The organism is Paraburkholderia sp. GAS38, assembly GCF_050434965.1.
Lineage (GTDB): Bacteria > Pseudomonadota > Gammaproteobacteria > Burkholderiales > Burkholderiaceae > Paraburkholderia > Paraburkholderia phenazinium_A.
In genome coordinates, this window is the sequence record NZ_JBNDJO010000002.1 from 360,349 (window position 1) to 385,138 (window position 24,790).

21 protein-coding genes are annotated in these 24,790 nt (G+C 64.3%); 15 read left to right on the plus strand and 6 right to left on the minus strand.

What is annotated here, in order from left to right; translation table 11 throughout:
- Positions 1-141 precede the first annotated feature (141 nt).
- The 6 genes from P3T42_RS05815 (at position 142) to P3T42_RS05840 (ending at position 9,108) form a co-directional block, all read left to right on the plus strand.
- Complete coding sequence (locus P3T42_RS05815) at positions 142-1,422, plus strand: Zn-dependent hydrolase (protein WP_074300078.1); 1,281 nt, start codon at positions 142-144, stop codon at positions 1,420-1,422.
- A gap of 190 nt (positions 1,423-1,612) precedes the next feature.
- Positions 1,613-2,959 (plus strand): NAD(P)-dependent oxidoreductase, encoded by a 1,347-nt coding sequence (locus P3T42_RS05820; protein WP_429305414.1) that lies wholly within the window; start codon positions 1,613-1,615, stop codon positions 2,957-2,959.
- Positions 2,960-3,030: 71 nt separating this feature from the next.
- Positions 3,031-4,338, plus strand: a complete 1,308-nt coding sequence (preA, locus tag P3T42_RS05825; RefSeq protein WP_429305415.1) for an NAD-dependent dihydropyrimidine dehydrogenase subunit PreA — start codon at positions 3,031-3,033, stop codon at positions 4,336-4,338.
- 58 nt (positions 4,339-4,396) lie between these two features.
- Positions 4,397-5,908 carry an NCS1 family nucleobase:cation symporter-1 gene (locus P3T42_RS05830; RefSeq protein ID WP_074300075.1) on the plus strand — a complete coding sequence of 504 codons (1,512 nt, stop codon included), beginning with the start codon at positions 4,397-4,399 and terminating at the stop codon, positions 5,906-5,908.
- Positions 5,909-6,000: 92 nt separating this feature from the next.
- Complete coding sequence (gene hydA, locus P3T42_RS05835) at positions 6,001-7,452, plus strand: dihydropyrimidinase (protein WP_074300074.1); 1,452 nt, start codon at positions 6,001-6,003, stop codon at positions 7,450-7,452.
- 252 nt (positions 7,453-7,704) lie between these two features.
- Positions 7,705-9,108: a dienelactone hydrolase family protein gene (locus tag P3T42_RS05840; RefSeq protein WP_429305416.1), complete on the plus strand. Its 1,404-nt coding sequence runs from the start codon at positions 7,705-7,707 to the stop codon at positions 9,106-9,108.
- On the opposite strand, the gene P3T42_RS05845 is transcribed toward P3T42_RS05840, so the two are convergent.
- The gene (locus P3T42_RS05845; RefSeq protein WP_429305417.1) at positions 9,105-10,301 is read right to left on the minus strand and encodes a mechanosensitive ion channel family protein; all 1,197 of its coding nucleotides are present in this window, start codon (positions 10,299-10,301) and stop codon (positions 9,105-9,107) included. The genes P3T42_RS05840 and P3T42_RS05845 overlap by 4 nt on opposite strands.
- Before the next feature lie 236 nt (positions 10,302-10,537).
- On the opposite strand from P3T42_RS05845, the gene P3T42_RS05850 reads away from it, so the two are divergent.
- The 3 genes from P3T42_RS05850 to P3T42_RS05860 are packed head-to-tail and all read left to right on the plus strand — an operon-like array spanning position 10,538 to position 12,791.
- Positions 10,538-11,317 (plus strand): amino acid ABC transporter substrate-binding protein, encoded by a 780-nt coding sequence (locus P3T42_RS05850; RefSeq protein ID WP_074300073.1) that lies wholly within the window; start codon positions 10,538-10,540, stop codon positions 11,315-11,317.
- Positions 11,318-11,346: 29 nt separating this feature from the next.
- Positions 11,347-12,024, plus strand: a complete 678-nt coding sequence (locus tag P3T42_RS05855; RefSeq protein WP_074300072.1) for an amino acid ABC transporter permease — start codon at positions 11,347-11,349, stop codon at positions 12,022-12,024.
- Entirely contained in the window at positions 12,024-12,791 is a 768-nt protein-coding gene (locus P3T42_RS05860; RefSeq protein ID WP_429305418.1) for an amino acid ABC transporter ATP-binding protein, read from the plus strand. The genes P3T42_RS05855 and P3T42_RS05860 overlap by 1 nt, the downstream gene beginning before the upstream one ends.
- Positions 12,792-12,825: 34 nt before the next feature.
- On the opposite strand, the gene P3T42_RS05865 is transcribed toward P3T42_RS05860, so the two are convergent.
- From P3T42_RS05865 to P3T42_RS05885, 5 genes are read right to left on the minus strand one after another with little or no spacing between them, the layout of a single operon-like run.
- A complete protein-coding gene (locus tag P3T42_RS05865; protein ID WP_429305419.1) occupies positions 12,826-14,178 on the minus strand; it encodes an LLM class flavin-dependent oxidoreductase in 1,353 nt (450 codons plus the stop codon).
- Positions 14,179-14,224: 46 nt separating this feature from the next.
- Entirely contained in the window at positions 14,225-15,073 is an 849-nt protein-coding gene (locus P3T42_RS05870; RefSeq protein WP_429305420.1) for an ABC transporter ATP-binding protein, read from the minus strand.
- Between the two features lie 34 nt (positions 15,074-15,107).
- The gene (locus P3T42_RS05875) at positions 15,108-15,998 is read right to left on the minus strand and encodes an ABC transporter permease (RefSeq protein WP_429305421.1); all 891 of its coding nucleotides are present in this window, start codon (positions 15,996-15,998) and stop codon (positions 15,108-15,110) included.
- Between the two features lie 58 nt (positions 15,999-16,056).
- Complete coding sequence (locus P3T42_RS05880; protein ID WP_429305422.1) at positions 16,057-16,935, minus strand: ABC transporter permease; 879 nt, start codon at positions 16,933-16,935, stop codon at positions 16,057-16,059.
- A gap of 15 nt (positions 16,936-16,950) precedes the next feature.
- Positions 16,951-18,018 (minus strand): ABC transporter substrate-binding protein, encoded by a 1,068-nt coding sequence (locus P3T42_RS05885; protein ID WP_074300068.1) that lies wholly within the window; start codon positions 18,016-18,018, stop codon positions 16,951-16,953.
- A 369-nt stretch (positions 18,019-18,387) separates the two neighbouring features.
- Between P3T42_RS05885 and P3T42_RS05890 the strand changes: the two genes are divergently transcribed.
- The 6 genes from P3T42_RS05890 to P3T42_RS05915 all read left to right on the plus strand — a co-directional run bounded on the left by P3T42_RS05890 (position 18,388) and on the right by P3T42_RS05915 (position 24,764).
- Positions 18,388-19,671 (plus strand): acyl-CoA dehydrogenase family protein, encoded by a 1,284-nt coding sequence (locus P3T42_RS05890; protein WP_429305423.1) that lies wholly within the window; start codon positions 18,388-18,390, stop codon positions 19,669-19,671.
- Between the two features lie 178 nt (positions 19,672-19,849).
- Positions 19,850-20,317, plus strand: coding sequence for a rhodanese-like domain-containing protein (locus P3T42_RS05895; RefSeq protein WP_074300066.1), 468 nt, complete (start codon positions 19,850-19,852; stop codon positions 20,315-20,317).
- 33 nt (positions 20,318-20,350) lie between these two features.
- Positions 20,351-21,391: a serine O-acetyltransferase EpsC gene (epsC, locus tag P3T42_RS05900; protein WP_429305424.1), complete on the plus strand. Its 1,041-nt coding sequence runs from the start codon at positions 20,351-20,353 to the stop codon at positions 21,389-21,391.
- Positions 21,388-21,684, plus strand: coding sequence for a helix-turn-helix domain-containing protein (locus P3T42_RS05905; protein ID WP_074300065.1), 297 nt, complete (start codon positions 21,388-21,390; stop codon positions 21,682-21,684). The genes epsC and P3T42_RS05905 overlap by 4 nt, the downstream gene beginning before the upstream one ends.
- A gap of 97 nt (positions 21,685-21,781) precedes the next feature.
- Positions 21,782-22,714, plus strand: a complete 933-nt coding sequence (locus tag P3T42_RS05910) for a family 2A encapsulin nanocompartment shell protein (RefSeq protein ID WP_074300064.1) — start codon at positions 21,782-21,784, stop codon at positions 22,712-22,714.
- Positions 22,689-24,764 (plus strand): family 2A encapsulin nanocompartment cargo protein cysteine desulfurase, encoded by a 2,076-nt coding sequence (locus P3T42_RS05915; RefSeq protein WP_429305425.1) that lies wholly within the window; start codon positions 22,689-22,691, stop codon positions 24,762-24,764. The genes P3T42_RS05910 and P3T42_RS05915 overlap by 26 nt, the downstream gene beginning before the upstream one ends.
- Positions 24,765-24,790 lie beyond the last annotated feature (26 nt).

Here is a 24,790-nt window from a genome sequence, read left to right on the forward strand (position 1 = left end):
GGTTAGCCCTCTGTCGAGTGCGCGTGAATCGGCTTAGGGTGTGCACCTTAGCCGTGCGAAAACGCCCCAGAATCCGCCGGAGATGCACCAGTTTCTTTAGGGCGCGCAGGGCGTCTGGATTGATCGAAAGGAGCGAGACGAATGAACGCGGTATCCGAGGCGTTAAAGCATGCTGAACCCGATACGTCGATCAAGGTCGACGGCAAGCGTCTGTGGGACAGCCTGATGACGATGGCGAGGATCGGCGCAACCCCTAAGGGCGGCGTTTGCCGCCTGGCGCTGACCGATCTCGACAAGCAAGGGCGCGACCTGATCGTGAGCTGGGCGAAGGAGGCGGGCTGCACGGTCACGGTGGATCAGATGGGCAATGTCTTCATGCGCCGGGCCGGGCGCAACCCGAACGCGCTGCCGGTGATGACCGGCTCGCATGCGGATTCGCAGCCCACCGGCGGCCGTTTCGACGGCATCTACGGCGTGCTGGGCGGGCTCGAAGTGATTCGGAGTCTGAACGATCATGACATCGAGACCGAGCATCCGGTCGAAGTGGTGATCTGGACCAACGAGGAAGGCTCGCGCTTCGCCCCGGCGATGGTGGCCTCAGGCGTGTTCGCGGGCGTGTTCTCTCTGGAGTACGGCCTGTCGCGCAAGGACGTGGACGGCAAGACGATCGGCGAGGAACTCGAGCGTATCGGCTATGCGGGCGATCTGCCGTGCGGCGGCCGGCCCTTGCATGCCGCGTTCGAACTGCATATCGAACAGGGGCCGATTCTCGAAGCGGAACACAAGACCATCGGCGTCGTGACGGACGCACAAGGACAGCGCTGGTACGAAATCACGCTGACCGGCCAGGAAGCGCACGCGGGCCCCACGCCCATGCCGCGCCGTCGCGACGCGTTGCTCGGCGCGGCGCGGGTGGTCGATCTGGTCAATCGCATCGGGCTCGACAACGCGCCGTTTGGCTGCGCGACGGTCGGCATGATGCAGGTGTACCCGAACTCACGCAACGTGATTCCGGGCCGCGTGTTCTTCACCGTGGACTTCCGTCATCCGGACGACGCGGTGCTGGCGAAGATGGACGCGGCGCTGCGCGAAGGCGTCGAACGGATCGCGAGCGGCATTGGTCTCGAGACCGCGCTCGAACAGATTTTCTATTACGCCCCGGTCGCTTTCGACGCCGCCTGCGTGAAGTCGGTACGCGCCGCCGCGCAGCGCTTCGGCTATCCGCATCGCGACATGGTGTCGGGTGCGGGCCACGATGCCTGCTATCTGTCGCAGGTCGCGCCGACTTCGATGGTGTTCGTGCCGTGCGTCGACGGCATCAGTCACAACGAGATCGAGGACGCCACGCTCGAATGGATCGAGGCGGGCGCCAACGTGTTGCTGCACGCCATGCTGGAGCGTGCCTGCGAACCGGCTTCATGAACTTGCAAGGGTGACAAGGGCGCCTGTTCGGGGCCGCGCGCTGGGTCTATGTGTTGAGTGCGCGTATTGAGCCGAGCCGGGTGCCTTTAGAAAAAGCCTGACCGTATTGCCTGTAAAACAAGCCGTCCCGACTGCGCGCGAGCGCAGCCGGCGGGCACGGCTACGTCCTCACATTCAGGAAGGAACGTGTATGGCCATCAAGCATACCGGCGACATTGCCCCGCAGCGCCTGTCGCCCGAGCAACTCTCCTGCGAATTCGCCGACATCGCGCCCTTGCTCGACCCAGCCGCCGCAGCGGTGGCGGCGAGCCGTTGCCATTACTGCTACGACGCGCCGTGCATTCAGGCGTGCCCGACGCAGATCGACATTCCCAGTTTCATCCGCAAGATCGGCAACGGTAATCTGAAGGGCGCGGCCGTGGACATTCTCTCGGCGAATCCGCTGGGCGGCATGTGCGCGCGCGTTTGCCCGACCGAGATCCTGTGTGAAGGTGCATGCGTGCGCAACCATCAGGACGAAAAGCCGGTGGCAATCGGCGCGCTGCAACGTCATGCGACGGATTGGGCCATGGCGCAGGGCGTCGAGCTGTTCAGGCGCGCGGCGGACACGGGCCGTCGCGTTGCGGTGGTCGGCGCGGGGCCGGCGGGTCTGGCATGCGCGCATCGCCTCGCGCTCGCCGGTCATCGCGTGACGATCTACGACGCTCGCGCGAAGGCAGGAGGCCTTAACGAATACGGCATCGCGGCGTACAAGACCGTCGACGATTTTGCCCAGCGCGAAGTGGCGTGGCTGTGCTCGGTGGGCGGCATTGAAATCGAACACGGTGTGGCGCTCGGACGCGACGTGACGCTCGACGCGCTGCGCAAGCAGCATGACGCGGTGTTTCTGGCGCTTGGCCTCACCGGTGTGCGCGAGCTGGCGCTGGCAGGCGAAGACCTCGGCGGGGTGCTGAACGCCGTGGATTTCATCGAGCAGGTGCGTCAGGCGAGCGATCTCGCCACCGTGCCGGTGGGACGCCGCGTCGTCGTGATCGGCGGCGGCAATACGGCCGTCGACGCGGCCGTGCAAAGCCACAAGCTGGGCGCAACGAGCGTGACGATGGTCTATCGCCGCGGCGTGGAAACGATGAGCGCCACGTGGGCCGAACGCGAGTTCGCGCAGAGCCAGGGTGTCACGCTGATTACGCATGCGAAGCCGCTGCGGCTAACCGGCAGTGACGGCAATGTCACGGGCGTCGAATTCGAGCGTACGTCGGCGGAGGGCACGGAACGTTTCGTGGTGGAGGCGGACATGGTGCTGAAGGCGATTGGCCAGACGTTGGTGGCGGTGGGCGTGGAGCATGAGTTGCTGACGCTCGACGGCAGCCGGATTGCCGTCGAGGCAAACGGACAGACCTCATTGCCGGATGTGTGGGCGGGTGGCGATTGCGCCGCGACGGGCGGGGTCGATCTGACGGTGCAGGCGGTGCAGGACGGCAAGCAGGCCGCCGCCGCCATCGACGCTCACTTTGCCCGTACGGCGATCAAGGCCGCTTAACGCGTAACGGACGCCACGCCCAAACTGAACATCCGACATCACGATAAAACAGAGTCTCCAAGGAGCCGAACATGGCCGATCTGCGCTGTACGATTGCCGGCATCACGTCGCCGAATCCCTTCTGGCTCGCGTCCGCGCCGCCGACCGACAAGGCCTATAACGTCAACCGCGCTTTCGAAGCAGGCTGGGGCGGGGTAGTGTGGAAAACCCTCGGTCTCGACCCGCATGTAGTCAACGTCAGCTCGCGCTACGGCGCGGTGCAATGGAACGGCCAACGTATCGCAGGCCTGAACAATATCGAGCTGATCACCGACCGGCCGCTCGACGTCAACCTGCGCGAGATCGCCCAGGTCAAGCGCGACTGGCCGGATCGCGCGCTGATCGTTTCGCTGATGGTGCCGTGCAACGAACGCGACTGGAAGTGGATCCTGCCGCTCGTCGAAGACACCGGCGCCGATGCGGTGGAACTGAACTTCGGTTGCCCGCACGGCATGAGCGAGCGCGGCATGGGCGCCGCAGTGGGACAGGTGCCCGAATACGTGGAGATGGTCACGCGCTGGGTCAAGGAGGGCACGAAGCTGCCGTGCCTCGTCAAGCTCACGCCCAACATCAGCGATATCCGCACAGGCTCGCGCGCGGCCTATAAGGGCGGCGCCGATGGCGTGTCGCTGATCAACACGATCAACTCGATCGTCGGCGTGGATCTGGATGTGATGGCGCCCATGCCGATCGTGGATGGCAAGGGCACGCACGGAGGCTACTGCGGCCCGGCCGTCAAGCCGATTGCGCTGAACATGGTGGCGGAAATCGCGCGCGACATCGAAACGCCAGGGCTGCCGATCTCCGGCATCGGCGGCATTTCGACATGGCGCGATGCGGCGGAATTCATCGTGCTGGGTGCGGGCAGCGTGCAGGTCTGTACGGCGGCGATGCACTACGGCTTTCGGATCGTCTCGGATCTGACCGACGGCCTGTCGAACTGGATGGACGAGAAAGGCTACGCCACACTCGACGAGATTCGCGGCCGCGCCGTGCCCAACGTCACGGACTGGAAGTACCTGAATCTCAAGTACGACATCAAGGCGCGCATCGATCAGGACAAGTGCATCCAGTGCGGGCTGTGCCATATCGCCTGCGAAGACACCTCGCACCAGGCCATTACGCGCGAAAAGGATGGCGTCCGGCATTTTGAAGTGGTGGACTCCGAATGTGTCGGGTGTAACTTATGCATGCACGTCTGCCCGGTCGAGCAGTGCATCACGATGGAACGTGTCGACGCCGGCGAGTACGCGAACTGGACCACGCATCCGAACAACCCGGCGCGCGTGGATGCAGGCGCACCGGAAGCGGCACCGCAGGCCACTGCAAAGGCGGCCTGACGCATTCCCAGAAGATGCGCAGGCCTAAGCGAAGCAACGACGACTTGGAGATCATTCAATGAAGCAGACCGCGCAACCCGTCGATCCGCAGCTAGCGGCCGGCGCGCAAAGCAGTAGTCTTTACAACGACGACCTGGCTCCAACCGGTGTCGCGCAGCGCACGTGGAAGTGGTATCACTTCGCGGCGCTGTGGGTGGGGATGGTCATGAATATCGCGTCGTACATGCTTGCGGCCGGCTTGACGGAGCAGGGCATGTCGCCGTGGCAGGCGGTGGTGACCGTGCTGCTCGGCAACCTGATCGTGCTGGTGCCGATGCTGCTGATCGGCCATGCGGGCGCCAAGCACGGCATTCCGTATGCGGTGCTGGTGCGCTCTTCGTTCGGCACCCAGGGGGCCAAACTGCCCGCCATGCTGCGGGCGATCGTGGCGTGCGGCTGGTATGGGATTCAAACCTGGCTCGGCGGCAGCGCCATCTACACGCTGCTCAATATCCTCACCGGCAATGCGCTGCATGGCGACGCGTTACCGCTCCTCGATATTTCGCTCGGACAACTGGCGTGCTTTCTCGTCTTCTGGGCTCTGCAGATTTACTTCATCGTGCACGGCACGGATTCGATCCGCTGGCTCGAAAGCTGGTCCGCGCCGATCAAGGTGGTGATGTGTATCGCGCTCGTCTGGTGGGCCACCTCGAAGGCCGGCGGGATCGGTTCGATGCTGTCGGCGCCGTCGCAGTTCGTGGCCGGCGGCAAGAAGGAGGGGCTGTTCTGGGTGACCTTCTGGCCGGGGCTGACCGCGATGGTCGGCTTCTGGGCCACGCTCGCGCTGAACATTCCTGACTTCACGCGCTTTGCCCGTTCGCAGCGCGATCAGATCATCGGCCAGTCGATCGGCCTGCCGGCGCCGATGGCCTTGCTCTCGGTGATCTCCGTGGTGGTGACCTCGGCCACCGTGGTGATCTACGGCAAGGCCATCTGGGATCCTATCGATCTCACCAGCCGCATGACCGGCATCGGCGTTGGCGTCGCCCTGGTGATCCTGACGCTCGACACGATGTGCTGCAACCTCGCGGCCAATCTCGTCGGGCCTGCTTATGATTTTTCGAGCCTGTGGCCGAAGGGGATTTCGTATCGCGTGGGCGGCATGATCACCGCGACCATTGCGATCGTGATGATGCCGTGGAAGATTCTGGCCACGACGCAAGGCTATATCTTCACGTGGCTGGTGGGCTATTCGGCCTTGCTTGGCCCCGTTGCGGGCATTCTGATGGTCGATTACTTCCTGATTCGCGGCACGCGGCTCGATCCGCGCGAACTGTTCGACGAAAACGGCGAGTACAGTTATACGGGCGGCTGGAATATCGGCGCCGTGGTGGCGTTGCTGGTGGGGGTGTTGCCGAATCTGCCGGGCTTTTTGCATACCGCGTTTCCAGCGGCGTTCCCGAACGTGCCGGCATTCTTCAATACGCTCTACACGTATGCGTGGTTCGTGGGCCTTGCGCTCGCATCCATTGTCTACAGCGCCTGGATGAAGTTCAGTAAAGGCCCGAGTGCGCGGGTTGCCAGCGCATGAGGTGCGCGTCGAACGGGCGGGTGAGGTACGCCGCCCGTTCGATGCAGTGTCAGCGGCAATGAATACGTAGCAGTCAATGAGGAGGCAGCAAGATGACGACCCTGATTCGCGGCGGCACGGTAATCGACGCGGACCGTAGCTGGCGGGCGGACGTGTTGTGCGCGGACCCGCAGGACGGCGGCACGATCCTGCAGATCGGCCCGGACCTCGAGGCGCCGGCGGGCGCGTCGATGGTGGACGCGCATGGACAGTACGTGATGCCGGGCGGCATCGATCCGCATACGCACATGGAGTTGCCCTTCATGGGCACCACCGCCAGCGACGATTTCTATACGGGCACGGCGGCGGGCCTCTCGGGCGGCACCACCAGCATCATCGACTTCGTGATTCCGAGCCCGCGCCAGTCGCTGATGGAGGCGTTTCAGTCGTGGCGCGGCTGGGCCGAGAAGGCCTCGGCCGATTACGGCTTTCACGTCGCGGTGACGTGGTGGGACGAATCGGTGCATCGCGACATGGGCACGCTCGTGCATGAACATGGCGTGTCGAGCTTCAAGCACTTCATGGCCTACAAGAACGCCATCATGGCCGACGACGAAGTGCTGGTGAACAGCTTCGCGCGTTCGCTCGAACTCGGCGCGTTGCCTACCGTGCATGCGGAAAACGGCGAACTGGTGTTCCAGTTGCAGCGGCAATTGCTGGCGCGCGGCATCACCGGGCCGGAAGCGCATCCGCTCTCGCGGCCGCCCGAAGTGGAGGGCGAGGCGGCCAACCGGGCGATCCGGATTGCGCAGGTGCTGGGCGTGCCGGTCTATATCGTGCATGTGTCGTCCAAAGACGCCGCCGATGCGATTGCGCGGGCGCGCAGCGAGGGCCTGCGGGTGTTCGGCGAAGTCTTGCCGGGGCACCTGGTGATCGACGAAGCGGTCTATCGCGATCCCGACTGGACCCGTGCGGCGGCCCACGTGATGAGCCCGCCGTTCCGTTCGGCCGAGCACCGCGAGGCGTTGTGGAGCGGACTGCAGGCGGGCCAACTGCATACCACCGCGACCGATCACTGCGTGTTCTGCGCATCGCAAAAGGCCATGGGACGCGAGGACTTCACGAAGATTCCGAACGGCTGCGGCGGTGTCGAGGATCGCATGTCGGTGCTCTGGCATCACGGCGTGAATTCGGGGCGCCTGACGCCGAACGAATTCGTGCGCATCACGTCGACCAACGCCGCGCAGATCTTCAACCTGTATCCGCGCAAAGGCGCGGTACAAGTGGGCGCCGACGCGGACATCGTCGTGTGGGACCCGGCTGCGACGAAGACCATCTCGGTCAAGACGCATCACCAGAAGGTGGACTTCAATGTGTTCGAGGGCATGACGGTGCAGGGTGTGGCAACGCATACGCTGACGCGCGGCGCGCTGGCGTGGACGGACGGCGATCTGCGGGCGGTGCGCGGCGCGGGTCAGTATCTGAAGCGTCCGCCGAACGCGGCTTACTTCGATGCAATCCGGGTGGCCAACAAGCTCAAGGAGCCGCATGCGGTTGAGCGGTAACGAGTGTGACACCGGCCCGTGACGTTGTGTCGACGGGCCGGTTTCTTTTGACGTGCCAGCCCGGCATCGTCAACGCATATGCGGCTAGCGCGCTTACAGAACCATAACGACGCGCGCCGGTACGCCAGGCAGTCTTCAGTTTTCGCTCCGCCTGCCGTTAAACGAATGCAGGCGTGTCCTGCCGCCTGCATCCGCTTTCCATTCCTTCCACCCCCTTTCACACTACTTCGCGCCAACCGCAAAAAGCCGCACATGTCGCGCTCGATCTTGCGAATCGTTTTGCTTCTTCTCGTGGTGCCGCTGATCGGGTTGTCGCGGCCCAGCCTGGCCGCTCCGGCGATTCCCGCCGAGGACGCGCCGCGCGCGCCGCTCAATGAGCAGGTTCTCGACGTACCTGTGGCGACTGCCCCGCTGGTGCGCCTGAAGGTGACGTTGTTCATGCCCTCGCGCGGCGGACCGTTTCCGCTTGTCATCGTGAATCACGGCACGTCGCCGGTGCCGGCCAACGCACCGCGCGTCGGCGACAACTTCATTCCCTACTATTTCCTCTCGCGCGGTTACGCGGTCGCCATGCCGATGATGCGCGGCTACGCCGGCTCGGACGGGCAGATGCGCCCGCATGGCTGCGACATCGTCGCGCTGGGTCTCGATGCGGCCCACGACATTCGCAAGGTGCTCGATTACGTCAAGCAGCAGCCCGGCATCGACGCTTCGCGTATCGTCGTGGCCGGCAAGAGCATGGGCGGGTGGAACACGCTGGCATTCGGCGCGCTCGGTCCGGATGACGTCAAGGGACTCATGAGCTTCGCGGGCGGCGTGAAAGAATCCGATTGCCGCAGCCCGGACGCGAGCCTGATTAGCGGCGCACAACAGCTCGGCGCGCATACGAAGCTGCGCTCGATCTGGTTCTTCGGCGACAACGATCAGATCTTCGCCGCGCCGACCTGGCAGGCGATGTTCAGGCAGTACACCGCCGCGGGCGCTCATGCCGAACTGGTCGACTATGGCGTGTTCCAGAAGGACGCCCACGCGATGACGGCTTCGGCGGCGGGTCTGCCGCTCTGGGTGCAGCGAGCCGATACGTTTCTCGCCGGCATCGGCATGCCGAGCCAGGAGGTGGACCCGGAGTATCTGCCGCAGCGGGCGCGCGCGGCGAGCGCCTATGCGGATATCAACGACCTCGACGCCGTGCCGTACCTGAGCGACAAGCAGCGCGATACGCTTTATCGCGGCTTTCTGGCGGCACCGCTGCCGCGTGCGATTGCGATCGGGGCAACGAGTGCTGTCTGGAGCTCGGGCGGGTTCGATCCGGGGCAGAGCGTGCTGGACCACTGCTGGAAGCTGACGCGTTACTGCCAGCTCTATGCGGTCGATAACACCGTCGTCTGGCCGCGGCTCGACGGTCAGCCGCCGGCGACGAAGTTCGCCGCGCTGGCCGACAGCACGGCCGTGCCTTATCTGAATGCGCAAGGTCGTCAGGCCTACACACGATTCCTGGGTACGCGCTATCCGCGTGCCTTTGCGATTGCGCCGGACGGCGCATGGGGAGCGGGATCGGGCGTCGATCCGATCAACGATGCGCTGGTGGCCTGCAGCAGCGGCCATAGCGGTTGCCGGCTGTACACGGTGAACCGCGACGTGGTGTGGGTGCGTTAGCGCTTTTGCCAGACGCGCAATCCGAACTGCGGCAGAACGCCATAAACATGGTCCAGCATGTCCGACTGGATGTGTTCGAACGACTCCCAATCGGTGTCGTTGATGAACACGAACACCTCCAGCGGCAGGCCGCGTTCGGTCGATTGCAACAGCCGGACCACCAGCGGCATATCGGTGCGAATCGCGGGATGCTGACGAAAATACGCCAGCAGATAGCGGCGAAACATGCCGAGATTGGTCAACCGCTGGCCCTCGTTCGTCGCGCCCGGGGCCGTCTGCAAATCCGTGCTCGTCAGCAGTTTCGCGAGCAGTTCGTCATCGCCGAAGCGGATGCTATCCGTATCCAGATGAATCTCATGCTTGAGACGCCGCCCGCCGGATTCGACCATGCCCCGCCAGTTCTTGACGCCATTGCTTAGCAATACGTAGCTGGGGATCGTGACAATGGAGTTGTCGAAATTGCGCACCTTGATCGTGTTTAGCGCGATGTCGATGACGGTGCCGTCCGCGACGAAGCCCGGCACTTCGATCCAGTCGCCCACGCGCAGCATGTCGTAGGCGGCGAGCTGGATGCTGGCGACAAAGCCCAGCAGCGAATCGCGGAAGATGATGATCAGGAGCGCGGTCATCGCGCTCACGCCGGTGAGGAAATACGCGGGCGAGCGATGCAGCAGCAGGGAGATAAGCGCGATCAGGACCGCGAGATACAGGACGATGGTGGTGACCTGCAGGAAGCTTTTGATCGGCCGCTCGGCGGCGTGCGGAAAGTGGCTGTAGCGATCTTCAATGCTGGCGAGGAACGCGAAGGCCGCGCGCAGTGTTGTCAGCACCATGTAGCACGCGGCGAGCGTTTCGAGCGGCGGCCCCAGCAGGTAGATCACCGGAAACGACAGCCCCGAGAGCAGCGGGGCGGACAGATACACGAAGTACGCGGGCACGAGCGGCGCGAGGCGGTCGAACACCTTGTGCTTCACGGCGGCCTGCAGCCACTTGCGGCGTTCGCCGCGCGCGAGCCGGCCGACGATCCACAGCATGATGAGGCGGGTGAGGTAGTAGCAGAGCGCGCTGGTCAGCAGGATGAACAGCAGCAGCGCGATGACGAGCAGCGTGGCGACGACGGCGCTGTCGGTATAGGCGTAGAAATGACGGTTGCCGTCGCGGTCCGTCACGATGTGGAAGATGCCGCCGAACATAGCGCCTCGCCTCGGTGCCTCATGCCCTATTGTAACGGCGAGCCGCCCGCATTCCCGGGAGTCTTTCCGATAGCACGCAAAGCCACGCCACGCGGGCTTATCAGCCCCGCGCATATTCTTCGAAAACTTGATGCTTTGTAGAAACGGAGACCGTTTGCTACAGTCCGCCCACTCTGCCGGGGCGGCTAGCCGGGCAGCATTGAATCTCCATACCAATACCTACGGAGCACACTCTCATGAAATCGATTCGTTCCATTCTGTTGATTGCGCTGCTGCAGGCGGCGGCCGCAACCTCGGCATTCGCCGCCGACGAACTCGCGCAGATCAAGGCAGCGGGTGTCTTCAAGGTCGGCACCGAAGGCACTTATGCACCGTTCACTTACCACGACGAATCGGGCAAGCTGACCGGCTTCGACGTGGAGATCGCCACCGAAATCGCGAAACGTCTCGGCGTGAAGCCGGAGTTCGTCGAAGGCAAGTGGGACGGCCTGATTGCCGGCCTCGACGTGAACCGCTACGACGCCGTGATCAACGAGGTCGCCGTCACCGATGCGCGCAAGGTCAAATACGATTTCTCGACCCCGTACATCACCTCGCACGCGGTGCTGATCGTGCGTTCGGACAACACGACCATCAAGACCTTCGACGACCTGAAGGGCAAGAAGTCGGCCAATACGCTGACCAGCAACTTCGGCAGGATTGCGAAAGACCACGGGGCGGATGTGGTGGGCGTGCAGGGCTTTAACGAATCGATCGACCTGCTGACCTCGGGGCGTGTCGATGCGACGGTCAACGATTCGCTGTCGTTCCTCGACTTCAAGAAGCACAAGCCGGACGCCCAGGTGAAGATTGCCGCGGTCGACGCTTCCAGCGATAGCGACCACTCGGCAGTGCTGCTGCGCAAGGGCGACCCGGCGCTGGTCGAGGCGGTCGACAAGGCGCTCGCCGACATCAAGGCGGACGGCACCTACGAAAAGATTTCGCAGAAGTATTTCGGCAAGGACGTCTCCCAGTAAGCGCCGCTCGGCTCCGAAGGGTCTGAATCATGCCAGCCTGGTTGCATCTGATGGCGCAGTCGCTGTGGCCCCTGCTGTACGCGGGGCTCGTGTTCACTGTGCCGCTCACGCTCGCGTCGTTTGCGCTCGGCCTGGCGCTGGCGTTCGCCGCCGCGCTGATCCGCCTGTTTGGTCCCCGCTGGGCGGTGGCGATCGTCCGCTTCTACGTCTGGCTGATTCGCGGCTCGCCGTTACTGGTGCAACTATTTGTGATCTTCTATGGCTTGCCGAACGTGGGGATCGTGCTCGACCCATTGACGGCGGCCATCATCGGCTTCTCGCTGAACGTCGGCGCGTATAACTCCGAGGTGATCCGCGGCGTCATCGAGTCGATTCCGAAAGGGCAGTGGGAAGCCGCCTATTCGATGGGGATGACGCGCGGCCAGGCACTGCGCCGCGCGATCCTGCCGCAGGCGGCGCGCGTCGCGTTGCCGCCGCTTTCCAACTCGTTTATCTCGCTCGTCAAGGACACCTCGCTCGCCGCGGTGCTGACCGTGCCCGAGGTGTTTCAGGCGGCGCAACGGATTGCCTCGGTGACGTACGAACCGCTGATCCTGTATTCGGAAGCGGCGCTGGTCTATCTGGTGTTCAGTTCCGTGTTGTCGTCGGCACAGGTGAAGCTCGAACAGCGCTTCGGCCGGCACGCGCTTTTCCAGGCAGGACAGTGATGATCAAACTGGAAAACATCGAGAAGTTCTTTGGCGAACATCGGGTGTTGAGCTCGGTGGACCTCACGCTGGCCCCGGGCAATGTCACCGCATTGATCGGCCCGTCGGGCAGCGGCAAGAGCACGCTATTGCGCTGCGTGAACCTGCTCGAGATTCCCGAGGGCGGCTCGCTCGAACTGGGCGAGCAGCGCCTCGAATTCAGCCGCGAGCATCAGCCTGGGCGCGATGCCGTGCTCGCGATCCGGCGCCGCACCGGCATGGTGTTCCAGAACTTCCAGTTGTTCCCGCATCTGACGGTGCAGCAGAACGTGATGGAAGGTCTCCTGACGGTTCTGAAGTGGGACAAGGCACGGGCACGGGAACGTGCGCATGAATTGCTGACCAAGGTGGGCATCGCGCACAAGGCGGATGCATGGCCCGCGACGCTGTCCGGCGGCCAGCAACAGCGGGTGGCGATTGCGCGGGCGTTGGCGCCTTCGCCGGAGGTGTTGCTGTGCGACGAGCCAACCTCGGCGCTCGATCCGGGCCTGGCTGCGGAGGTGGTGGAAGTCCTCAAGCAACTCGCGAAGGAAGGCATGACGATGCTGATGGCGACGCACGACCTGCGTCTGGCAGCGTCGATTGCACGCGACGTTGTGTTCCTGAACAACGGCGTGGTGGTGGAGGCGGGCGCTTCGCGGCAGATTTTTACGCAGCCTCGGCAAGCCGAGACTGCGCGTTTCGTGTCGACGCTCACGCAGACCTTGCCGGAGGCATGGGCCGAATGAGCCTGCAATTGGTGTAGCGCGCTGAGGCCATTGACTAGGCCTGTTTGGCAGCCTGCTGCGTATAACGATTCTGCGGCCGCGGCAGCCCCAGATTGTCACGCAGCGTACGTCCCTCGTATTCGGTTCTGAAGAGGCCGCGCCGCTGCAGTTCGGGCACGACGAGCTCGGCAAACTCGCTCAGTCCACCCGGCAGCCACGGCGACATGATGTTGAAGCCGTCGGCGCCTTCTTCCTCGAACCACTGCTGCAACTGGTCCGCAATGCTCTGCGGCGTGCCCACCACCTGTTGATGACCGCGAGCGCCGGCAATGCGCAGATACAGGTCGCGGATGGTCAGGTTCTCGCGGCGCGCGAGATCGAACAGCAGCCGCTGACGGCTCTTGCCGCCGTTGGTCTCAGGCAGTTCGGGCAAAGGATCGTCCACCGGATACTGGGAAAGGTCGACACCGCCGGACATGTTCGACAGCAGCGACAGGCCCACGGTGGGGTGAATCAACGCCTGCAGCGCGTCGAACTTTTCCTGCGCTTCTTCCTGGGTGCGGCCAATCACCGGAAAGATGCCCGGCATGATCTTCAGATGCTCGGGCTGGCGCCCATATTTCGCGAGTCGTCCCTTGACGTCGCGATAGAACGCCTGCGCTTCTTCGAGCGTCTGGTGCGCGACGAAAATGACTTCGGCGGTTTGCGCGGCGAGTTCCTTGCCTGCGTCGGAAGCCCCGGCCTGCACGACCACTGGCCAGCCCTGCGGCGAACGCGCGACGTTCAGCGGCCCACGCACCTTGAAGTGCTTGCCGCGATGATTGAGCACATGCAGCTTGTCCGGATCGAAGTAGACGCCGCTCTCCTTGTCGCGCAGAAACGCATCGTCTTCCCAGCTATCCCAGAGGCCGGCCACGACGTCGTAGAACTCGCGGGCGCGTTCATAGCGCACGGCATGGTCCGGGTGCTGTTCGAAGCTGAAATTGTGTGCTTCGGATTCCGTACTGGATGTGACGAGATTCCAGCCCGAACGGCCGCCGCTCAGATGATCGAGCGAGGCGAATTTGCGGGCGAGATTGTAGGGTTCGTTGAAGGTGGTCGAGACAGTCGCAATCAGGCCGATATGCTGCGTCACCACCGAGAGCGCCGACAGCAGCGTCAACGGCTCGAAGTGATCGGCGCGGGCGGTGCGCGAGAGCGAAGGCAGGTTGGTGTCGCGCACGCTGACGCTGTCGGCGAAGAAGATCGCATCGAACCTGGCGCGCTCGGCGATCTGCGCGAGTTGCGCATAGTGCGCGAAATCGAGGCCGCCGCTCGCGTGCGTATCCGGATGACGCCATGCGGCGATGTGGTGGCCGGTTTCCATCAGAAATGCGCCTAGCCTGATTTGCCGCTTGTGTTCGCTCATCGTTTGCTCCGTGAATGAGAGGCGGGGTGGTTCGGTACGCGTGGCGTCACCATGCGAGCCGCCATTCGGTGATCGGCGGGTTGGGCGGGTGGCCACCCGGAGGTGGGCCATCCGCTTCGTGGTGCGCCGTCGTGCCGTCCTCGGCAAAATCGGCCAGGACTTCTTCGCGCAGACGGATGAAGCGCGGATCGCTGCGCTCGCGCGGTCGCGGCAGCGCGACCTCGACGACGCGTTTGATGCGTCCTGGACGCGGCGCCATGGTGACCACGCGATCGCCGAGATAAAGCGCCTCGTCGACGTCGTGTGTGACCAGAATCATGGTGATGCGCTCGCGTTCCCAGATGCGTTGTAATTCGTTCTGCAGACGGCCGCGAGTGAGTGCATCCAATGCGCCGAACGGTTCGTCGAGCAGCAGCACGCGTGGCCGGTTGACGAGGCCGCGGGCAATCGCGACGCGTTGCGCCATCCCGCCTGAGAGTTGATGCGGGTAGGCCTGCTCGAAGCCGGCGAGGCCCACCAGATCGATGTGTTCCGCCACCGCTTCGCGTTTCTCCTTCGCCGAAAGCGGCGCATTCCTCAACGCGGCGAGGATGTTCTGCGAAGCCGTCAGCCACGGAAACAGCCGGTGGTCCTGAAACACGATGCCGCGTTCCAGCGAGGTGTCGCGCACCGGTTCGCCGGCGACCCGGATCTCGCCGCCGTAGTCGGTGTCGAGTCCGGCAATCAGCCGCAGCAGCGTGGACTTGCCGCAACCGCTCGAGCCGAGCACGCTGACGAATTCGCCGGGGCGTACCCGCAGCGTAATGTCGTCGAGAACCGCCAGGGCCGCACCGCGCTGGGCGTAGTGCTTGCTGACGTGCAGAATGTCGATGGTGTCGGGGAGAGGGGTGGTCATGAACGAGATCCTGATGTTAGCGTCGCAAGCGCGCTCAGTTCGAAGCCGGCAGGCGTCGCGCCAGCACCGCGCGTTCGACTGCGCGCGCCAAAGCATTGAGCGCCCAGCCCGTGAGGCCGATGACGATGATTCCGAACAGCACCAGATCCATGCGGAACTGCTCGCTGCCGTCGATCAGCGTATTGCCGATGCCGCTGCCGGCCACCAGCAAATATTCAGCGCCGAGCGTGGCGAGCCATGAATAGATCAACGCGAGATAGATGCCGGTGAAAATCGAAGGCAGCGCGGCGGGCAGAATGACGTAGCCGATCATCTGCAGGCGCGAATAGCGGAAGGCGCGCGCCACTTCGATATACGCACGCGGCACCGCGTGAATGCCGTCGAAGGTGTGCGCGGTGACCGGCAGCAACGCAGCGAGCGAGAGAAACACGATCTTCGCCGCGTCGCCGAGGCCGAACCACACGGAGATCAGTGGGATCCACGCGAACAGCGAGATCTGCTTGAAGGTGTCGAAGCTTGGGCCGATCAGGCGCGTCGCGATGCGTGACAGGCCGAGTACGCTGCCAAGCAACAGGCCGCCTACCGTGCCGATGACGAAGCCGCTTGCTTCGCGCGCGAGCGAGGCCGATAGCGCGCGCAGCAACGCGCCGCTCGTGATCTGCTCCCAGGCGGTTTGCAGCACCTGGCCGGGGCTTACCAGCAGGCCGCTCTTGACGAGATGCGCCTGGGAGATTGCCCACCACAGTGCGATGACCACAATAGGCAGGACGAGGCCGCGGGCGTCGAAGCGGCGCTTGCCGGGTTCGGCGGCCTGTTTGCGTATCGTAGTTTCCCGTTTGACCGGCACTTCGCAGTCGCACGGCGGTGGACCCTGGCGTTTGCTGCCGGTAGCACGCTGTAGAAACGACGGAATAATTCGACTCATGTGGGACTCCCTGGCATCGCGGCCGCTTGATCGGACGCGGGTCACGCGTGGATCACACTCACTCACGAAACGCGGACGGCTGTCCGCGACGCAGACGCGCTTCGAGCGCATCGAGCAGCCGGTTCATCGTCAGACCGATGGCGCCGACCACGACCACCGCAGCCATCACCAGATCGAGCTGGAACAGTTGCCGTCCGTAGACGATCAGATAACCGAGTCCTTCCGACGACGCCACCAGCTCCACCACCACCAGTGCAAGCCACGCCTTGGTGAAGGCGAGCCGCACGCCGGTGGCAAGTGTCGGCACGGCGGCGGGCAGCACGATATAGGCGATGCGTTGCCAGCGGTTATAGGCGAAGACGCGCGCCACTTCGTCGAGTGCGGCGGGCGTCTGGCGAAAGCCCTGTAGCGTGCTGAGCGTGACCGGCACCAGCGCCGCATGCGCGATCAGGATGTACTTGAGCGGCTCGCCGACGCCCACCAGCAAGAGCAGAAACGGCAACCAGCCCAGCACAGGGACCTGGACGACCGCGTTGAAACTCGGCAGCACGTACGCTTCCAGGGTGGGCGATAGCCCAAGCGCGGCGCCGATCGCGAAACCCAGTACTGTCCCGATGCCGAAACCCACCAGCACCCGTTGCAGGCTGACCAGCGTGTTATGCAGGAGGTCGCCGCTGCGCGCCAGATCCACGAAGGTCTCGTAGACGCGCTCGGGCGGCGGCAAGATCTGCGGTGCGATCCAGCCGCGCTCGCAGCCGATGCTCCATAGTCCGAACAGCAGCGCCGGCAGCAGCCACGGCGCAAGGTGCCAGGCCACGGCATGCAGACGTTCGCGCCTGCGTAGCGCTGCGAGTGCGGCGACAGGGTGGCCGTCGCGCTCAGCGGCTTCGGCAGATTCACCGCTTTTGCCGTGAAGCGGGATCGCAGTTTCGCTCATGATGGCGCTCCGTGGTTAGCTGAGCGGCTTGCCTGCCGCGTCGTAGCGCGTCCAGTAGTGATCGAGCTGCAGCGTGCGCAGGGCATTGTCCAGATAGCTGGGCTCGAACCAGGTGTCGACGTCGATGGGCTGGCGGATCAGTTTGAGGTTGAGCGCATTCTGCGCGACCGTCTTGTAGCGGGCGACGATGAACGGATCGATGAGTGGCGAATTGCGCGATTTCAACGGCTGATTCGCAAACTCGGCCTGCCACGACGCGTACGGAACACCGGTCCTCGCCCACAGCTTGAACAGGGCGTCGCGGTTCGCTTCATCGGAGGACCACAGCGCGCCTTTGACGAAGGTGGTTACGACACGCTGCACGATGTCCGGATGCGCGCGGTCGAAATCGTCGACCACGAGCAGATGCGATTGCCGCGTGAACTGCGGTCCGTCGTTTTGCGATTCGTAGACGATTCTGACCAGACCCTGGTCGCGCAGCTTGTAGAGGTGATAGTCGCTGAACGAGGCGTCGATGCCTTTGGAGGCGAGTGCTGCAAGCGCGCTGGCGGTGTCGAGGTTGATCACGTGCAGGTCGCGCTCGTCGAGGCGATTGGCGGCGAGCGCGTTGTCGGCGACGAGTTGCAGATTGGTGCCGCGAAAGATCGAAACGCGGCGGTCCTTGAGATCCTTGATCGAGTGGATGTCGGAGTCGGAGGGCACGGCCACTTTTACGCCCACCCGCACGCCCGACTCGAGCAGGATGCGTGTCTTCAGACCATTGGCGCGTGCCAGCACGGCGGGCAAATCGCCCTGGAAAGCGAAGTCGAGCGACTTGTCGGCGATCGCCTCGTTGACCGCAGGTCCCGCACCTTTGAAGAACAGCCACTCGACCTTGATGCCGTCGGCAGCGAACTCCTTCTCGAGCAGTTGCTGGATCTGCACCGTGGCCGCCGGCGAACCGCCGAAGGTCGGTGGATCGCCCGTGCCCTGTTCCGCCACGCCGATCCGGATGACAGTGGGCTTGTCGGCATACGCATGCAGGGCCGCTATCGACAACGTGGCGGCCGCCAGGACTGACTTGAGCAAACGAAGATATCGCATCGATTCGAGTTGGGCTAAAGAGAAGGGCGCGCCGGAACGGTGCGCGGTCGACGCTGTCGGCGCGGTTTCGTTTTGCCGGGCAAACGGGAGGCTCAGACATTCTTGTCGACGAAACTAGTGAGGACAAGAAAGGATTTGAGCTATGCATATTGCCTGCGGTGTTTTTGCCGGCGTGTTGCCACATCGTCAATGTGCGACGCGAATTCCGTTTAGACGTGTATTTGCGTGTCGCAGCAGTGGAGGATGTCGCCGATGCGTGAGAAAGACGGGTCAGGCGATCCGCATATCGATAGCTAGTTTTCTTTGTTGTGCGACGCAGTTCAGAAAATCTATGCTGACGAGCTGTTACGTTTCCGGTGGAGCACCCGCATGACAATCCAGCACACCCCAGCCGACGACGCGGCGCGCACGGAGCACACGGCACCTACGGATGCCGAACTCGACGCGCGTTTCGCGCCGGTGTTCGAGCGCATCGCGGCGGGCAGCGTCGAGCGCGAGCAGAAGCGCGAACTGGCGCACGAGCCGGTGCAATGGTTAAAGGATGCGGGCTTTACCGCATTGCGTGTGCCGCGCCGTTACGGCGGAGGCGGCGCGACGTTGCCGCAGTTCTTCCGGCTCCTCACGCGCCTCGGCGAAGCGGACTCGAATCTGCCGCAGATCCTGCGGCTGAATTTCGGCTTTATCGAAGGCAGTCTCGAACGCGACGACGAAGCCGCGCGCGAACGCTGGCTCACGAAGATCGCAGCGGGCGAACTGGTCGGCGCGGCGATCTCGGAGCGTACCGGCGCCACGCACAACTCGGTGACCCTGCAACGGGCGGCCGAAGGCTGGCGCCTGAATGGCGAGAAGTACTACAGCACCGGCAGCCTGTACGCCGACTGGATCGACGTGGCGGCGCACGACGGCACCGACGACGTGCGCGTGCTGGTACGAGGCGACGCGCGAGGCGTCACGCGTCTGGACGACTGGGACGGTTTCGGCCAGCGCCTTACTGCGAGCGGCACGACGCGCTTCGATCAGGTCGAGGTGCCAGACGAGCAGTTCCTGCTGCGCTACAAGGGCTCGGAGCCAAAACGCAATACTTCGCAACCCGCGTTCTATCAGACCGTGCATCTGGCGACGCTCGCCGGCGTCGCACGCGCGGTATTGCGCGACGGTGTGGCGTTTGCGCAGGGCCGCACGCGCACCTTCGGCGTACCGGGCCGTTCGAGCCCGCGCGACAACCCGTTAACCCAGCGCGTGATAGGCCGTCTCGCGAGTCTGGCTTACGCCGCTGAAAGCGTCGTGGAAGCGGTGGCGCGCTCGCTCGAGAGGATCTATCAGGACCGTTTGGCCGGGCGCGCGCAAACGCAGGACTACTTCGCGCTCGACATCGAAGCGTGGCAGGCGCAGCAGGTGGTGATCGGTCAGGCGCTGGAGGCCGCCACGCTCCTGTTCGAAGTGGGCGGTGCATCGGCCACCAGCGAGACGCTGCGGCTCGATCGCCACTGGCGCAATGCCCGCGTGATCGCCTCGCATAACCCGGCGATTCAGCGCGAAGCCGCGATCGGCGCTTTCCATCTTAACGGCACGCCGCCGAACGAGCGTTTCAGCCTCGCGCACACCAGCGTGGAAATCGAGGGGCAGGGTGCGGATACGCCTTTAGCTGCTTGAGCATCCATCATCGTGCTTCTTTAGAAATCAGATTTTATTGGTTCTGCTTTCGATGGCGCGCTCGCATAGTACGTTTTGATGGCTATAGGCGGCGACGCTCAAGCGTTCGCGGTGCCCGGCCAGCCCCTCCGTCCGGTGTGGAAACCGGACGGGCAAGACGGATGAGCAAGGAGACGTCATGACGGTTGCATTGGCAGAACGAAGCACACACGCGGCGCTGGCAACGGCGCGCGAAGCCGCGGCAGCGGCGGGTTTGCCCTACGCGGGCGGGATTTCCCCGCAGGACGCGTGGGCGTTGTTTTCAGCGGGCGAGGCGTTGCTGGTCGACGTGCGCACGGCCGAAGAGCGCAAGTTCGTGGGTTATGTGCCTGACAGTCTGCACGTGGCCTGGGCGACCGGCACGAGCTTGACCCGCAATCCGCGCTTTGCCCGCGAACTCGAGGCGAAGACCGGCAAGGAGGCCGTGGTGCTGCTGCTGTGCCGCAGCGGCAACCGTTCGGCGCTGGCCGCCGAGGCGGCCGCGAAGGCCGGTCTCACGCAGGTCTTCAACGTGCTGGAAGGATTCGAAGGCGAACTGGACGCGCAGCAACAGCGCGGCCGCCAGAACGGCTGGCGTTTCCACGGCTTGCCGTGGCAGCAGGACTAGCTGGTTTCATCATCAGGACGGGGAGCACTGACTGTGGCTGTATTCGACATTGACGATATCGTTCAATCGCTTCAAACAGTGCGCCAAAGCTGGCGCGAAGTGCAAAAGCGCTCCCTCGAACCCGGCGGGCGCGACCTGCCGGCGCGCGAGGCGCTAGCCGGGATCGTCGATACGCTCAAGGGCGTGCTGTTTCCAATGCGCCTTGGGCCGCCCGATCTGCGCCAGGAAAGCGAAAACTTCTATGTGGCGAATGCGCTGGATTCCGCGCTGCACGCGCTGCTTGGCCAGGCGCGTCTCGAGTTGAACTACAAGGCGCGCCATCATGCGCGCGCCGACGAGTTCATCGAGGCGCAGGCGAGTCACGCGGTCCGCCAGTTTGCCGCGCGGCTGCCGGAGATTCGCAGCCTGCTCGACAGCGACGTGCTGGCCGCCTTTCACGGCGATCCCGCGGCGGGCAGCGTCGACGAAGTGCTGCTGTGCTATCCCGGCATTCTCGCGATGATTCATCACCGTCTCGCGCATGAGCTCTACCGGCTCGAATTGCCTCTGCTCGCACGCATCGTCGCCGAACATGCGCATGCCGCGACCGGGATCGACATTCACCCGGGCGCGCAGATCGGCGCTGGGTTCTTTATCGATCACGGCACGGGGGTGGTGATCGGCGAAACCGCCGTGATCGGCCAGCGGGTACGCGTCTATCAGGCCGTGACGCTCGGCGCCAAGCGGTTTCCGCGCAATGCCGCGGGCCATCTGGAGAAGGGGCTTGCGCGCCATCCGATCGTCGAGGACGACGTGGTGATCTATGCGGGCGCAACCATTCTGGGCCGCGTGACGCTCGGGCGCGGCTCGGTGATCGGCGGTAACGTGTGGCTCACCCAGGATGTGGCGCCGGGCAGTCATGTGACGCAGGCCGTCTCGCGTAACGAAGCCACCCAGGGGCAGGCCGCAGCGGCATCGCAGGCGCCGCATCCACCGGCCGCGACGCCGGTCGCGCAACCCCCGCAACTTCCACAAGCCCCGCACGCGCCCCAGCCGCTTCATGCCGCTAACCCCGTAGCGAGTACCGCGTCATGAGCACGCTCGTGAAAAACTTCGGCGCCGCGGTGCGCGAGTTGCGCGAGGCACGCGCCTGGTCGCAGGAACAGCTCGCCGAGCATGCCGGTTTAAACCGGTCCTATGTCGGCGAGATCGAACGCGGCAGTGCGATTGCCTCGATCGTCACGGTCGACAAGCTCGCGCGTGCGCTCAACGAGCCGATCTCCAGTTTGCTGCGCTCGTCGTTCAGCGGCAGCGTCGTTTCTGCGACGCAGACCGCACCGCCTGCGCCTGCGCCCACCCTGTCCAATGTGCTGAAGACGTCCAACTGACGTCTATAGCATGTTGAGCAGGGTCCGGCTCGGTCTTGATAATGACGCTGCGTCATAAGCTTTCCCGTTTTTCATCTATAGAACCCCGGAGCCACACATGTCGACCCTAGCGAGCGGCCATACGGCGCTTAGCGATAACGCCGCACGGCAACTAGCCAATGCCACCAAGACCGTTCCCCAACTTGCGACGATCACGCCGCGCTGGTTGACGCATCTGTTGCAATGGGTGCCGGTCGAAGCGGGTATCTACCGTCTGAACCAGGTCAAGAATCCGGATGCGGTGAAGGTGGCCTGCACGCAGCGCGAAGACGAAACCGTGCTGCCGCGCACCTTCGTGCCCTACGAAGAAGAGCCGCGCGAATATTTCCTGAATGCCGTGAGCACCGTGCTCGACGTGCATACGCGCATCTCCGATCTGTACAGCAGCCCGCACGACCAGATCAAGGAACAGTTGCGCCTGACGATCGAAACGATCAAGGAATTGCAGGAGAGCCAACTGATCAACAATCCGGATTACGGTCTGCTGGCGAACGTCGCCGAAGAACAGCGCGTGTTTCCGCTGACCGGCGCGCCGACGCCCGACGATCTGGATGAGTTGCTGACCCGGGTGTGGAAAGAGCCGGCGTTTTTCCTGACCCATCCGGCCGCGATTGCCGCGTTTGGCCGCGAATGCACGCGTCGTGGCGTGCCGCCGCCCACCATCAGCCTGTTCGGTTCGCAGTTCCTGACGTGGCGCGGCATTCCGCTGGTGCCGTCCGACAAGGTGCCGGTGGCCGACGGCAAGACCAAGATCCTGCTGCTGCGCGTGGGCGACAAGCGCCAGGGCGTAGTCGGCCTGTTCCAGCCGGGTGTCGCGGGCGAACAGGGTCCGGGGCTGTCGGTGCGTTTCATGGGCATCAACAGCCATGCGATCGCCTCCTATCTGATTTCCCTGTACTGCTCGCTGGCGGTGCATTCGCCGGACGCGCTGGCGGTTCTCGATGACGTGGAGATCGGTAAGTACCATGACTATCCAGACACCTACAAGTAATCCGCTGGCAGGAGGCGTGCCGCACGATGTCCCGCAGACGCTGCCGGCCGGCTTGCCCGATCCGGCGACGCTTGCGCGGCTCGCGACGGAATTCTTCGCCGCCTTGCCGGGTGGTGGGGTGTCTTCGGCGGCGCCTGGCGGTAGCCTGACGGATGCGGCGTCGTCGGCCTCGTTCGCTTCGGCCTTGCCGGTGGCCGCGCCTGGGTTGTCGTCGGTCAGCAATCCGGCTCCGCCGGGTTCGCCGCTCGCGGGGCCCGGTGGCTTCGGCACAGGCGTGCCGGGCGCCGCGTTGCCGCAGGGGAAGGTGGCGGGCGCAAATCTGCTGCCGTCGGCGCCGACGCATGTGCTGTCGCTCGGTAATCGTGCGCCGGCGCTCGTGCCGCATGCCGCCGCGCAGAACGGCTTGCCGGATAGTGCGGTGACGATCGCTCCGGCCCTTGAGCCGCGTTTCGGTGGCGCTGCGTTGGGCGTGCCGGAGGGACTGGGCGCGCAACGTCCGTCGGCGGGTGGTGCTTCGGGGGCGCCTGCTGCTGCGTCGCCGTATTACTTTCTTAACGAGCAGGCCGGGACGCCGGGCAACGGCCCGTCGGGTAGCCGGGATATCGTCGTGCCGTCGAGCGACACCGTCACCGCGCAATCGTTCGGGCTGCCAGGCGAAGCGGAGTTGCGCTCGTTGTTGTCGGTACAGCGCTTTCCGTACGATGCGCCGTCGCGAGACGCAGCCACGACGGATCGTAGCGGTGGTTCACGCTATTTCGTCGACGAGGCGCAGGCATCCGCTGGGCCGTCGCGAGCCGCGCACGCTGTGCCGAATGCCGCGGCATCGGCGCACCCGCCGTTCGATGTCAACGCTATCCGGCGCGATTTCCCGATCCTCTCGGAGCGGGTGAACGGCCGTCAACTGGTATGGTTCGACAACGCGGCGACGACGCACAAGCCGCAGTCCGTGATCGACCGCCTGGCGTACTTCTACGCGCACGAGAACTCGAACATCCACCGTGCGGCCCATGCACTGGCGGGGCGTGCGACGGATGCGTATGAGGCGGCGCGCAGCAAGGTGCAGCGTTTTATCGGCGCAGCCTCGCCGGATGAAATCGTCTTCGTGCGCGGCACCACCGAGGCGATCAATCTGATTGCGAAGTCCTGGGGTGTGCAGAACGTCGGCGAAGGCGACGAAATCATCGTCTCGAACCTCGAGCATCACGCGAACATCGTGCCGTGGCAGCAGCTTGCCGCGCAAACCGGTGCGAAACTGCGCGTGATCCCCGTCGACGATTCCGGCCAGGTGCTGCTCGACGAGTATCGCAAGTTGCTCAACGACCGCACCAGGATCGTTTCGGTCACCCAGGTTTCGAATGCGCTCGGCACGGTGGTGCCGGTCAAGGAGATCGTCGAGATGGCGCATCGTGCCGGCGCGAAGGCGCTGGTCGACGGCGCGCAGTCGGTGTCGCACATGCGGGTCGACGTGCAGGCGATCGATGCGGACTTCTTCGTGTTCTCGGGCCACAAGGTGTTCGGGCCGACGGGGATCGGCGTGGTGTACGGCAAGCGCGCGATTCTCGAGGACATGCCGCCCTGGCAGGGCGGCGGCAACATGATTGCCGACGTGACCTTCGAGCGCACCGTGTTCCAGCCGCCGCCGAACCGTTTCGAAGCGGGTACGGGCAACATCGCGGATGCGGTGGGACTGGGTGCGGCGCTCGACTACGTGACGCGCATTGGCATCGAGAACATTGCGCGCTATGAGCACGATCTGCTGGCCTATGCGACGAGCGTGCTGCAACCGGTGCCGGGCGTGCGGCTGATCGGCACGGCGAAGGACAAGGCGAGTGTGTTGTCGTTCGTGCTGAAGGGCTACGAGACGGAAGAGGTCGGGCAGGCGCTGAACGAAGAGGGCATTGCGGTACGCTCAGGGCATCACTGCGCGCAGCCTATCCTGAGGCGTTTCGGCGTCGAGGCAACCGTGCGGCCGTCGCTCGCGTTCTACAACACCTGCGATGAAGTCGATGCGCTGGTGTCGGTGGTGCGGCGTTTGTCGACGCGGCGTTAAGGTGAGCCAGGTTTAGTCGGGGCTTA

What these genes read in the sequence shown, in the direction of transcription:
- P3T42_RS05850 (WP_074300073.1), top strand. Translation starts at nt 10,538, where the DNA reads ATGAAATCGATTCGTTCCATTCTGTTGATTGCGCTGCTGCAGGCGGCG.
- P3T42_RS05820 (WP_429305414.1), top strand. Translation starts at nt 1,613, where the DNA reads ATGGCCATCAAGCATACCGGCGACATTGCCCCGCAGCGCCTGTCGCCC.
- P3T42_RS05875 (WP_429305421.1), bottom strand. Translation starts at nt 15,998, where the DNA reads ATGAGTCGAATTATTCCGTCGTTTCTACAGCGTGCTACCGGCAGCAAA.
- P3T42_RS05885 (WP_074300068.1), bottom strand. Translation starts at nt 18,018, where the DNA reads ATGCGATATCTTCGTTTGCTCAAGTCAGTCCTGGCGGCCGCCACGTTG.
- P3T42_RS05860 (WP_429305418.1), top strand. Translation starts at nt 12,024, where the DNA reads ATGATCAAACTGGAAAACATCGAGAAGTTCTTTGGCGAACATCGGGTG.
- P3T42_RS05830 (WP_074300075.1), top strand. Translation starts at nt 4,397, where the DNA reads ATGAAGCAGACCGCGCAACCCGTCGATCCGCAGCTAGCGGCCGGCGCG.
- P3T42_RS05845 (WP_429305417.1), bottom strand. Translation starts at nt 10,301, where the DNA reads ATGTTCGGCGGCATCTTCCACATCGTGACGGACCGCGACGGCAACCGT.
- P3T42_RS05895 (WP_074300066.1), top strand. Translation starts at nt 19,850, where the DNA reads ATGACGGTTGCATTGGCAGAACGAAGCACACACGCGGCGCTGGCAACG.
- P3T42_RS05890 (WP_429305423.1), top strand. Translation starts at nt 18,388, where the DNA reads ATGACAATCCAGCACACCCCAGCCGACGACGCGGCGCGCACGGAGCAC.
- P3T42_RS05905 (WP_074300065.1), top strand. Translation starts at nt 21,388, where the DNA reads ATGAGCACGCTCGTGAAAAACTTCGGCGCCGCGGTGCGCGAGTTGCGC.
- hydA (WP_074300074.1), top strand. Translation starts at nt 6,001, where the DNA reads ATGACGACCCTGATTCGCGGCGGCACGGTAATCGACGCGGACCGTAGC.
- P3T42_RS05880 (WP_429305422.1), bottom strand. Translation starts at nt 16,935, where the DNA reads ATGAGCGAAACTGCGATCCCGCTTCACGGCAAAAGCGGTGAATCTGCC.
- P3T42_RS05855 (WP_074300072.1), top strand. Translation starts at nt 11,347, where the DNA reads ATGCCAGCCTGGTTGCATCTGATGGCGCAGTCGCTGTGGCCCCTGCTG.
- P3T42_RS05840 (WP_429305416.1), top strand. Translation starts at nt 7,705, where the DNA reads ATGTCGCGCTCGATCTTGCGAATCGTTTTGCTTCTTCTCGTGGTGCCG.
- P3T42_RS05865 (WP_429305419.1), bottom strand. Translation starts at nt 14,178, where the DNA reads ATGAGCGAACACAAGCGGCAAATCAGGCTAGGCGCATTTCTGATGGAA.
- P3T42_RS05870 (WP_429305420.1), bottom strand. Translation starts at nt 15,073, where the DNA reads ATGACCACCCCTCTCCCCGACACCATCGACATTCTGCACGTCAGCAAG.
- P3T42_RS05910 (WP_074300064.1), top strand. Translation starts at nt 21,782, where the DNA reads ATGTCGACCCTAGCGAGCGGCCATACGGCGCTTAGCGATAACGCCGCA.
- P3T42_RS05915 (WP_429305425.1), top strand. Translation starts at nt 22,689, where the DNA reads ATGACTATCCAGACACCTACAAGTAATCCGCTGGCAGGAGGCGTGCCG.
- P3T42_RS05815 (WP_074300078.1), top strand. Translation starts at nt 142, where the DNA reads ATGAACGCGGTATCCGAGGCGTTAAAGCATGCTGAACCCGATACGTCG.
- preA (WP_429305415.1), top strand. Translation starts at nt 3,031, where the DNA reads ATGGCCGATCTGCGCTGTACGATTGCCGGCATCACGTCGCCGAATCCC.